An 11,352-nucleotide genomic window follows, 5' to 3' on the forward strand; every position below is an offset into this window, starting at 1 on the left:
TCTCGTTGATGGAGAAGGGCTACTCATCATACCGTCAGGACACAAGAGAAAAACCGTCATATGGGCTTGCGTGAAATATCACGTGGTTCCATATGACCTTCAAGGGGTCGAAGAATGCTACTGAGAGACAATGTGTACGAACTGATCCGCCGCGACATCCTGACCTGCGCTTTTGCACCTGGAGAGCAGCTGCGTGAGCAGGATATGGCGGAGCAGTATGCGACCAGCCGCCAGCCAATTCGTGACGCATTATTGCGTCTGGAGCGCGAGCATCTTGTAACTGTTGCGCCACGTCAGGGGTATCAGGTGAATCCGATTTCGCTCGCCGACGCACAGGACTTGTTCCGCTTCCGGTTGGCGATTGAGCCGGCCTGCGCCACCGAAGCGATCGAACGCGCAGACGATGCCACGCTGGCCGAGCTCGATCGTTTCCGTACGCTCCCCGAGGGAACGGCGTTCACCGATTATAACCGGGAATTCCATTCCGCGATCGCACGTGCGTCGGGCAACAAGCGCATGTCGATCGTTGCATGCGACCTCATCGCGCAGGCCGATCGCCTCGTTTTGGTATCGCTTGGCACGATCAAGGGACGCGATCCGGCGGTCTTGGTTGCCGAACATGGCGCAATCCTCGACCTGCTGCAGCAGCGTGACGTCCGTGCGACCCGCAAGCTGTTGAAGGCCCACATTTCGCAAGCGGAAAAACGCGTGATCGCGGCTTTGTCGCGGAGCGCAATCCGATCTTGAATTCCCAAGGAGTAATGATCTTGAACCAGATTCAGACGCACGATATCGAAATCGAACAGCACGGCAATTTCGTCGATGGCCGGCAGGTCGAGGCGGGCGGTGCCGAGCTGATCGACGTTCATGATCCGGCAACCGGCGCGGTCATCGCGCGGATCCCGAATTCGACCCGCGAGGACGTGGATCGTGCGATGAAAAGTGCACGTGCTGCGTTTGAGGGCAAGGAATGGGGCGGGATGGACATCCGCGCACGCGCGCGGTTGATCAACCGGCTCGCCGATGCGTTCGAAGCCAATCTCGAAACCCTGTACCGCCTCGAGACGCGCAACAACGGTCGCCCGATCAACGAGACCCGCGCCCAATTGTCGCGCCTCCCCGACTTCTTCCGATATTTCGCCGGCCTGGCGCTCGCCCGTCGCGATGACGTCATCCCAGTCGAGGGCAATTACCTCAACTACACGCTGCGCACACCGATCGGCGTCGTCGCGAACTGCACGCCGTTCAATCATCCCCTGATGATCATGTGCAAGTCGCTCGCCGCCGTGCTCGCGTCGGGGTGCACGACCGTGGTCAAGCCTTCCGAATACACCCCCCTCACGACACTCAAGCTCGCCGAGATCTTTACGGAGGCGGGTCTGCCCAACGGCGTGTTCAACGTCGTGCTTGGCTACGGCAAGGACTCTGGGAGGTTCCTGTCCGAACATCCAGACATCAACAAGCTTGTCCTGACCGGAGGAACCGAAGCAGGCCAGATCGCGGGCAGCGCGGCCTCCAAGGTGTTCGCGCATCAGACGCTGGAACTCGGCGGCAAAACACCCGTGCTGGTGTTCGACGATTTCAACGTCGATCAGGCAGTCAATCTCGCGGCATTCGGTGCGTTCATCGGCGCAGGTCAGACGTGCGTGTGCGGCAGCCGGCATATCGTCCAGGAGACGATCTACGACGAGTTCGTAGAGAAGCTGGCGATCAAGGCGCAGGGAATCCGGGTCGGCGATCCGTTCGACCCCGCGACGCAAATGGGGCCGGTCATTTCGCAACGCCAGCGCCAGCGTGTGATGAGCTATGCCCAATTTGGTCGCGACGAAGGGGCCAGGGCGATCGCCGGCGGCCATGAAACGACGATTGAAGGGTTTGAGGGCGGCTATTTCGTGCAGCCGACGGTCTTTGCCGACGTACGCTCGGACATGCGCATTTTCCAAGAGGAGGTGTTTGGTCCGTTCACGAGCATCACACCGTTCACCGACGAGGCCGATGCGTTGCGCCTTGCAAATGATTCGCCGTTTGGTCTTGGCGCTGCGATCCGTACCAACCGCGTCGCGCGGGCACACCGCGTTGCGCGCGATATCAAGGCGGGGATCGTATGGGTCAATGACCACCACCGGCTTGATCCCGCATCTCCCTGGGGCGGCGTCGGCTTAAGCGGGATCGGGCGCGAATTCGGCACCGAAAGTTTCAACGATCACTTCGACGTGAAGAGCGTCATGGTGGCGATGAACGATGAACCACAGGATTGGTATGGCGATCCGGAAGGTCGCCGTCGTCTCAACTAAATCCCGTTGCCGGCCAGCCCAGAAAACAAGGGGCGGCCGGCTTTTTCGTACAGAAATTGGAGAGATGTCATGACGGCTTCCGTGCATGCGGGCGTCAATGCGGGAGGGCGACTGGACCGGTTGCCTGTTGGTCCGTTCCATTATCGGATCATGTGGCTGATCGGGGCCGGCATGTTCCTCGACGGCTTTGATATCTACGTCGCGGGGACCGTTCTCGGTGCGACGCTGCACAGCGGTTTCTCGACGCTCGCGCAAAATGCGATCTTCGTTTCGGTCACCTTCGTCGGCATGATGATCGGTGCGGTCGGCACCGGATTCCTGGGCGATCGTTTCGGACGCCGCTTCACGTACCAGATGAACCTATTGCTGTTCGGCGCGGCGTCGCTGGCGGCGGCGTTCGCGCCTAACATGACCGTCCTGATCGGGTTGCGGCTGCTGATCGGCATCGGGCTAGGTGCTGAAAATGTCGTCGGCTATTCGACGATGACGGAGTTCGTACCAGCGGCTTCGCGCGGACGCTGGCTTGGTTTGATGGCGGTGTTCGTCGTGACCGGATTGCCGGTCGCATCGCTGGTGGGGTGGCTGATCATTCCGGCGTTCGGCTGGCGCACGATGTTCGTCATCGGCGGCCTTGGGGCGCTGATTATCTGGTATATGCGCAAGAAGCTGCCGGAATCTCCACGCTGGCTGGAATCGGTCGGTCGCGGGGATGAAGCGGAGACGTTGATCCAGGAGATCGAGGCGGAAGTCGCGAAAACAGCACCCTTGCCGCCTGTCGCTGCCGCCGTTCCCCAGTCCGACGCCCCCCGTGCAGGAATGGCCGAGCTGTTCTCGGGGCGCTTGCTGTCCCGGCTGATCGTCGGCTGCATCTGCCTGATCGTAATCAACACGTTGCTGTATGGCTTTGTCACCTGGCTGCCGACCTTCTTCATCAAGCAGGGCCTCAGCGTTGCGAGTTCCTTCGGGTATTCCCTGATCATGGGGCTTGGCGCACCGATCGGTTCAGCGATCGGCGCGATGACCGCGGATGCCTGGGGCCGCAAGCCGACGATCATCGGTGCATCCGCGATGGCAGTGGTGATGGGGCTAATTTATCCTAATGTTTCCGACCCAGCGTTCCTCCTGCCGGTCGGCTTCCTGCTGACCGTGCCGATCTACGTGCTCGTGGCATTGTTGTTCGCCATCTATATCCCCGAGCTGTTTCCGACCGAGATCCGGTTGCGCGCGTCGGGGATCTGCCAGTCGGTCGGGCGTGGGGCGACGATCGTCACACCGTTCATCGTCGTATGGCTTTTCTCGGTCCACGGGATCGCGGGCGTCATGGCGCTGATGGTGGGACTGCTCATCCTGCAGATCATTGTCGTCGCGCTGTTCGGCATCGAGCCGCGCAATCGTCGGCTGGAGGAAATGGACGGCTCGGCCCCCAGCGTGGCGACCGCGCCGCGCTAACCGATGCTGCGGTGGCGGCCAAAAGGGGTCGCCACCGCATCAGAAGCGGTGCTGGTTGATCCGCACCACTTCATCCAGAAAGTCGACGACCGCTCGAATCCTCGGTAAGCGCTGCTGGTCGGCGTGCATGAGAAGCCAATAGCTGCGGGTCACCTCCAGATCTGGCAGCACGCGTTCCAGGCGGCTGTCTTGTTCCGCCGCGAAGACATGCAGCACGCCGATCCCAAGACCGTTGGCAACAGCAGCCTGCTGCGCGGCGATCGAACTGGACCGGAAAACGGTCGGCGCATCGCTAACGATCTGATCGAAATAGCGCAGCTCCGGAATATCGATCAGCTCGTCGATATACCAGACCAGCGGATGCGCCTTGACCGCCTCCACCGTGTCAATCGTGGGATGGTGCGCGAGATACTCCCGCGCCGCGTAGAGGCCGAGCCGGTAGTCTACCAGCCGCCGTGCTACCAGACGTCCGCGCGGCGGGCGGGTGAGGCCGATCGCAATGTCCGCCTCACGGCGCGACAGACTTACCGAACGGCTTTCCGGAGCAAGTTCAAGTTCGATCGTTGGGTGGCGCGCGTGCAGCCGATGGACGTTGGGTGCGACCAGATACGTACCGAACGCCTCAGGGGTGGCAAGGCGTACCGACCCGGCTACAGTCCCCGTATCTGCGCCTACCGCCGCGCTGGCGCCGATCATTTCGACTTCGATGCGTTCGGCATGGTCGCGCAACACTTCCCCCGCGTGCGTCAGCACTACCCCGCGTGGAGACCGGTCGATCAGCCGCGCGCCAATCGCAGCCTCGAGTGTGCCCATGCGGCGCGCGACCGTGCTGTGGTCGAGCCCCAGCAGGCGCCCCGCCGCCTGCAATCGGCCAGCCCGCGCGACCGCCAAGAACACGCGAATATCATCCCAATTCGGACTCTGCATTTTTACACAACGGATGGGGTTTGGCGGCAGTTCCGGTGGGTGGATGCGACCCTAAATTGGACATGTCATATCGAGAGGGAATTTATATGCGCACCGTATCGCATTTTATCGGCGGCCAGGCGGTCGCTTGGTCCGGCGCGCGGACCGGCGAGATATTCGACCCGACGATCGGTCAGGTGCAGGCGCAGGTCGATCTCGGCACGGTAGACACGGTCGCGGACGCAGTCGCCAATGCACGCGCAGCACAACCAGCCTGGGCCGCGACTAACCCGCAGCGTCGGGCGCGCGTAATGTTCCGCTTCAAGGCGCTGATCGAAGAGAACATGGAGGAACTCGCCACGTTGCTCGCCTCCGAACACGGCAAGGTGATTTCGGATGCAAAGGGGGACATTCAGCGTGGCCTCGATGTGGTCGAATTCGCGTGCGGCATCCCGCACCTGTTGAAGGGTGAGTACACTGAGGGCGCCGGGCCGGGGATCGACGTCTATTCGATGCGCCAGGCCCTGGGTGTCGTGGCCGGCATCACGCCTTTCAACTTCCCGGCGATGATCCCGCTTTGGATGCTCGCGCCGGCGATCGCCTGTGGTAACGCATTCATCCTCAAGCCGTCCGAGCGGGACCCGTCGGTTCCCGTTCGACTTGCCGAACTGGCGCTCGAGGCTGGGCTGCCCGCGGGCATTCTCAATGTCGTTCACGGCGACAAGCTAGTCGTTGATGCAATCCTCGACCACCCCGATGTCAAGGCGGTCAGCTTCGTCGGATCGTCCGACATTGCGCAGTATGTCTATGGCCGCGGCGCGGCAGCGGGCAAGCGGATGCAGTGCATGGGCGGCGCCAAGAACCATGGCATCGTTATGCCGGACGCCGATATCGATCAGGCGGTGGCCGACATTCTCGGGGCGGCGTACGGGTCCGCAGGTGAACGCTGCATGGCGCTGCCGGTCGTGGTGCCGGTCGGCGAAAAGACCGCCGATGTGCTGCGGGAGAAGCTGGTGACCGAGATCGCCAAGCTGCGCGTCGGGGTTTCAAGCGACGCCGAAGCGCATTACGGTCCCGTCGTCAGCGCGCAGCACAAGGCGCGGATCGAGGGATATATCCAGATGGCGGTCGATGAAGGCGCTGAACTGGTGGTCGATGGTCGCGGCTTTAAGCTCCAAGGGCATGAGGACGGCTATTTCCTCGCCCCCACACTGCTCGACCATGTCCGCCCTGACATGCAGAGCTATACCGACGAGATCTTCGGACCCGTGCTTCAGATTGTCCGCGCGCGGACGTTCGAGGATGCTGTCCGGTATCCGACTGAGCACCAATATGGCAACGGCGTCGCGATATTCACGCGTAACGGCGACTTTGCGCGAACCTTTGCCAGCACGGTCGAGGTCGGCATGGTCGGTATCAACGTGCCGATCCCTGTGCCGGTTTCCTATCACAGCTTCGGTGGGTGGAAGCGGTCCGGCTTCGGCGATCTTAACCAATATGGCACCGACGGCATACGCTTTTACACGCGTCTCAAGACGGTCACGCAACGTTGGCCGAGCGGCGGATCGGTCGTTGACCAGAGCTTCGTCATTCCGACTATGTGAACCGTTCCCGTCGGCGGCGCTGTGATGGACAGCTCCCGCTGGATCGGACGACCTTTCTGAAATGGATGTTGATGATGATGATGATGACGAGTGACACTCCCAAGCCAGATACCGAACAGACGCCCGTAACGAAGCCGGTAGCACCGCTAGCGCCAAATACGGGAAGCCCGATGGACGATGAGCCTGAACCGGGTACGGATCCCATGCATGAGGGGCCATAAACAACGGCAACTGCCGTAGGTCTGTCATTGCCGAGGGAAACTTACTGTCAGAACGGCGGGCAGCTGTCAGGAAGGCAGACGATGGGGTAGCGACAGGAAAAGTGCCGCCCTTCGTCATGGCCCATGCAGAGGACGACACGACCGTATCGATCGAAAAAACCCCTGAGATGCGTGCAGCGCTCAAGGCGGCGGGCCTGAACGTAGAGGCGCACCTATTTGCGGCTGGTCAGCACGGCCTTGGTCTTGCTGGTCCGGCGGGAGTCAGCGTGGCGCTGGGGGGAAATGTTCAACGTCTGGGCAGAGGCGCGAGCGCTCGGCTGAGATCCCGAAGCCTCATCAATTTCGAGCATATCGGCACCGGGGCGGCATGTCGTGCAACTTGTTCAAACGTCAGAGTTTCGGTGAGCAGCTGTGCCGCCGCATGTACGAATGACCGATGTTGGGAAGCTAGAGACCTCTTCTGAATGGCCGACTTTGGGTCGTCCCGGCCCCACGTGCTGGTGACCGGAGTCGATTAATGCACGTCGTTCCAAACGCATGCGCTAACGGCTGCTCTGGACGCTCCCAAACGTCTAGCGGTCCCGTCCCTTGTGGAAGGCCAACGCGGCGATGACATCGAACACTATTTGCGCTAACCGCCGCTAGTGCTCGCCGTTCGCCGCTTATTCACGCAACGCTACCGCGTCGCGCTCCTGTGCGCGGCGACGCTGTTGCTCAAGCTGCTGGTGCCGACCGGGTACATGATCGGGAACGAGCGCGGGCGCATGACAATCGAGCTGTGCTCCGGTCTCGCCTCCCAGCCGATGACAATGAGTATGCCGGGTATGCGCGGCGATACACCGGGCCACGGCAAATCGCAGGACCGCGGCAAAGCAGAAATGCCGTGCGCCTTCTCTGGGCTCTCTGCCACATCGCTCGGAGCGATCGACACCATCCAGCTTGTTGCTCTGATCGCCTTTATCACGGCTGTCGGGCTGTCGTCGGCCCTGCTGCCCGCGATCATCCGGCGTGGCTACTTACGGCCACCGCTTCGAGGCCCACCAGCTTTCCTTTGATCGACTGACCGCGTGCCCCTGCCGGGGCAACCACGTCCACGGCGAGCGCACCGAAGCGCCCCGCCGATCAAAGGCATATTCATGATCCGATCTACCCTTATGGCGGGGGCAGCACTGCCCTGCCTATTGCTCACCATGCCGGCATCCGCTCAGGATGCGGCCTCTTCCAACAGCGATATCGTCGTCACGGCAACTCGATCCGCTCGTGCGCTTGCCGACGTGCCTGCCAGCATCAGCGTCATCACCAGTGATCAGATCGAAGGCACACCTGCTCGCACAATCGATGACGTGCTGCGGCGCGTGCCGTCCGTGGACCTTCCTATCGCGAGCACCAACGAGCAGCACCCGACCGACACCATCGTCTCCATGCGCGGGCTGAGCGGCATTCGTTCGCTCGTGCTGCTGGACGGCGTGCCGCTCAACGATCCGTTCTTTGGTTTCGTGCAGTGGAGCGAGGTGCCGATCGAGACGATTGACCGGGTGGAGGTGGTCCGGGGAGGCGGTTCCCCCCTGTGGGGCAATTATGCCATGGGCGGGGTCATCAACATCCTCACCAAGCCGATCGACAAGACCGGGCTTGTCGCCGAGGCGGCCGGCGGCAGTCGCGGCGCGTACCGGGCGGATGGCCATGCGGCCTATGCAGGCGACGGCTTCGGACTTGGGCTCGATGCCGGGGTCAACCATAGTGACGGCTATGTCGAACAGGTGGAAAGCGCCCGAGGCGCGATCTCCGTGCCGACCGGCTTCACGGCGCGTACCGTGGCGCTGTCGAGCAATGCGAACCTCGCGCCGAATCTCACTGCGCGAGCGCGCGTCAACTACTACGACAACGATCAGAACTTCCTCACGCGCCTCAACACCAACAACCAGCGGACGTGGCGCTATACCGGCGCGCTGACATGGACGCCCAATCCGGGCGGATCGCTGGAACTGACCGGCTTCCACGACAATGAGCGCTTCGTGACCAACAACCCCGGCACACCGGATGGGGCAGGCCCGAACGATGCGGAATATGTTCAGAACAGCCACCGCACGCGCGCCAATGATTGGGGGGCTTCCCTGATATGGACGCAGACCTTCACCGGCTTGCTCCGTGCGCTGTCGATCGGCGGAGACTATCACGGCATCCAGGGCCGGGACGACGCGCGCATCTTCGATGAAACGAACACTTATCTCCGCACCGATACCGGCGCGGGCGATCAGCGCTTTCTCGGTGCCTTCGCGCAGGCAGAGGTCCGCCCGATCGACAAGCTGCAACTGTTGCTCAGTCTCCGCTATCAGGACTTCTACAGCTACAACGGCGTGGACGACACGCCGGGCGGAGCCGGAGCCAACGTGGCGGGCCGACATAGCAGCGATGTCGATCCGCGCCTTTCGATCCGCTACGATCTCCCCGCCGGCTTCGCGCTGCGCGGTTCGGTCTACCGGGCTTTCCGGGCACCGACGCTCGACAATCTGTACCGAGCCGCGTCCGTGCCCGGCTATATCCTCTACGGTAACGCGGCTTTGAAACCGGAAACGCTAGAGGGTGCGGAGGTCGGATTCGACTATAGCCGAGGACCGATCCGTTTTCAGGCAACGGCCTACTCCAGTCGCATTTCTGACTTTCTCACCTATCGCTATCTCGATCCCGCCAAGTTGCCGGCCGGATTCGATATCGGTGCCCGGCTCATCAACGCCGGCCGAGCCCGCAGCCGGGGCGTCGAGGCGGAACTGACGTGGAAACCCAGCCCGACGATCGCGGCGACGATCGGCTACACGTATGCAGACTCTGTCGTCACCCGAAACCCGGAAGACCCGGCAAGCGTCGGCGTTCAGCAATCGGGCATCCCACGTCACCGCGTTAGCGCGGGCGTGGATTGGACCGGCCCTCTCGGAATCAAGCTGTCGCCGCATGTTCGCTACCTGTCGCGGACCAACGGTGATCCGGATGCGATCTACCAGACTGACGCCCATTTCATTGCGGACCTCGCCGCCAGCGTGCCACTAAGGCGCGGTCTCGAAGCGTTCGTACAGACCGAGAACCTGTTCGACCGGCGCTATATCGGCACCAATGACGGCTTCACCGCTGCCCTCTACGGCAAGCCCCTCACCGCAATGGCGGGCTTCCGGTTGAAACTGGACTGACCATGCTCTCCGCACTCATCGACAGGAGGCGCGCATGAGCGTCCAGGCTTCGGCCACGCGCTGGTACAGCAGCGTTTGGCGCTGGCATTTCTATGCGGGGCTGTTCTGCATCCCCTTCATCATCTGGCTGGCGCTAACCGGCACGATCTATCTGTGGCGGCCTCAACTCGAGGCACTGCTGGATCGGCCCTATGATCATCTGGCGACAGTCGGTCAGGTTTCCGCGCCCAACGCTCAAGTCAGCGCTGCGCTGCGGGCGGTGCCGGGTTCGACGCTGCACAAGTACATTCTACCCGAGGCCGAAGGGCAAGCCGTTCGGGTGCTGGTGACGGTGAAAGGCGTGGACAAGCGGGTGTATGTCGATCCCCGTTCGCTCGCGATCCTTCACGTCGTCACCGAGGACAACAGGCCGCTCGCCGTCGTCATGCGGCTCCACGGCCAACTGCTCGCAGGCGATATCGGCAGCTACGTGATCGAGATCGCCGCCTGTTGGGCGGTCGTCATGCTGCTCACCGGCCTCTACCTTTGGTGGCCGCGCGGCCGGAAAGGGATGGCAGGGGTGCTTTACCCGCGCCTGCGGGGCGGCCGACGCCTGTTCTGGCGTGATATCCATGCCACGACCGGCATCTGGGTATCGGTGTTTGCGCTCGGGCTGATCCTCACCGGGCTACCATGGGCAACGGCGTGGGGCAGCTATCTGGCCGAGGTTCGCCAGCTTACCGGCACGACCAAAGGTCCGGTGGATTGGACAATCGGCGGAAAGGCTCCGACCCCGAAAGCCGACGCGATGCTGGGTCCTCATCCCGGGCATCGTGGCATGGTCAAGGCTGCCCCCCCAATTCGGCCGGGCGAGCTTGAGCACGTGATCGCCACCATCCGCCCTTTGCGGATCGCTCCGCCCGTGCTGATCTCGCCGCCAGAACATGAAGGCGGCCTGTGGGCAGTCGCGTCGGATGCAGCGGATCGTCCGTTGCGATCGGACGCGCAGATCGACGGGGCAACCGGCCGGCTCGTCGGTCGGGTCGATTTCGCCGACCGCCACTGGATAGATCAGACGATCGGATACGGCATCGCGGCACATGAGGGCGCGCTGTTCGGCATCGCCAACCAGATACTCGGCACGCTCACGGCTCTGTTCTTGGTGGTGCTCGCAGTCTCGGGCACGATCATGTGGTGGAGGCGGCGGCCGATAGGCTTGCTGGGTGCGCCAGTGCCGCTGACACGACCACGCTTCCGCGCCGGGTTGGTGGCGGCCCTCGTCGCCCTTGGGGCCTATATGCCGCTGTTCGGGGTAACGCTGGTGCTGGTGCTGATAGCTGAGGTGCTAGTACTGCGCCGAGTCCCCGCAACGCGCCACTGGTTAGGGCTAGGCCGTGTCGGCGCTCACGATGGTCTGAACGGCGGGGTCGGCGAGCGAGATTTCCGTATCTGATGACTTTTGGGAAGGCTTTCCCCGTTTACAATTTTCAATCGTTGTCAGAACCAAAGCGCCGCTCAATGGCGGCTATCCCTTCGCGTGCTCCGAAAGCGGCCGGCCGTAGGAGGCCGGGCAAAGCCGAACTCGGTAGCTGAACAAATGGCAGAAGTTGGGAAGTGATAAGGGCGACCGGAACGGCTGACATCGGGTCCACTTGAGCGGAAGCGTCCGCCGGAATCCCAGGTGGTCGCCATCTAGCGACGATCAGCCAGCGTACCG

The 11,352-nt window shown here is 62.4% G+C and carries 8 protein-coding genes; 7 read left to right on the forward strand and 1 reads right to left on the reverse strand.

The genetic code is table 11. From position 1 onward, the window contains the following. Positions 1 to 132: 132 nt before the first annotated feature. From L8G49_RS09540 to L8G49_RS09550, 3 genes are all read left to right on the forward strand, one after another. The gene (locus tag L8G49_RS09540) at positions 133 to 747 is read left to right on the forward strand and encodes a GntR family transcriptional regulator (protein WP_242184830.1); all 615 of its coding nucleotides are present in this window, start codon (positions 133 to 135) and stop codon (positions 745 to 747) included. 20 nt (positions 748 to 767) lie between these two features. Further along, positions 768 to 2,294, forward strand: coding sequence for an aldehyde dehydrogenase (locus L8G49_RS09545; protein WP_242184841.1), 1,527 nt, complete (start codon positions 768 to 770; stop codon positions 2,292 to 2,294). Between the two features lie 69 nt (positions 2,295 to 2,363). Beyond that, the gene (locus L8G49_RS09550) at positions 2,364 to 3,743 is read left to right on the forward strand and encodes an MFS transporter (protein ID WP_242184849.1); all 1,380 of its coding nucleotides are present in this window, start codon (positions 2,364 to 2,366) and stop codon (positions 3,741 to 3,743) included. A 39-nt stretch (positions 3,744 to 3,782) separates the two neighbouring features. Here the strand turns inward: L8G49_RS09550 and L8G49_RS09555 are convergent, their stop codons facing one another. Next, complete coding sequence (locus L8G49_RS09555; protein WP_277923178.1) at positions 3,783 to 4,670, reverse strand: LysR family transcriptional regulator; 888 nt, start codon at positions 4,668 to 4,670, stop codon at positions 3,783 to 3,785. Positions 4,671 to 4,756: 86 nt separating this feature from the next. Between L8G49_RS09555 and L8G49_RS09560 the strand changes: the two genes are divergently transcribed. The 4 genes from L8G49_RS09560 (at position 4,757) to L8G49_RS09575 (ending at position 11,088) form a co-directional block, all read left to right on the forward strand. Then, on the forward strand, positions 4,757 to 6,253 hold the full coding sequence (locus L8G49_RS09560; RefSeq protein ID WP_242184853.1) for a CoA-acylating methylmalonate-semialdehyde dehydrogenase: 1,497 nt from the start codon (positions 4,757 to 4,759) through the stop codon (positions 6,251 to 6,253). Positions 6,254 to 7,118: 865 nt separating this feature from the next. Next, the gene (locus L8G49_RS09565) at positions 7,119 to 7,529 is read left to right on the forward strand and encodes a DUF2946 family protein (protein WP_242184854.1); all 411 of its coding nucleotides are present in this window, start codon (positions 7,119 to 7,121) and stop codon (positions 7,527 to 7,529) included. A 12-nt stretch (positions 7,530 to 7,541) separates the two neighbouring features. Beyond that, entirely contained in the window at positions 7,542 to 9,656 is a 2,115-nt protein-coding gene (locus L8G49_RS09570) for a TonB-dependent receptor (RefSeq protein ID WP_242184856.1), read from the forward strand. A 34-nt stretch (positions 9,657 to 9,690) separates the two neighbouring features. Then, a complete protein-coding gene (locus tag L8G49_RS09575; protein ID WP_242184858.1) occupies positions 9,691 to 11,088 on the forward strand; it encodes a PepSY domain-containing protein in 1,398 nt (465 codons plus the stop codon). Positions 11,089 to 11,352: the final 264 nt, after the last annotated feature.

The organism is Sphingomonas sp. CARO-RG-8B-R24-01, assembly GCF_022662295.1.
Lineage (GTDB): Bacteria > Pseudomonadota > Alphaproteobacteria > Sphingomonadales > Sphingomonadaceae > Sphingomonas.

What these genes read in the sequence shown, in the direction of transcription:
- L8G49_RS09560 (WP_242184853.1), top strand. Translation starts at nt 4,757, where the DNA reads ATGCGCACCGTATCGCATTTTATCGGCGGCCAGGCGGTCGCTTGGTCC.
- L8G49_RS09550 (WP_242184849.1), top strand. Translation starts at nt 2,364, where the DNA reads ATGACGGCTTCCGTGCATGCGGGCGTCAATGCGGGAGGGCGACTGGAC.
- L8G49_RS09575 (WP_242184858.1), top strand. Translation starts at nt 9,691, where the DNA reads ATGAGCGTCCAGGCTTCGGCCACGCGCTGGTACAGCAGCGTTTGGCGC.
- L8G49_RS09555 (WP_277923178.1), bottom strand. Translation starts at nt 4,670, where the DNA reads ATGCAGAGTCCGAATTGGGATGATATTCGCGTGTTCTTGGCGGTCGCG.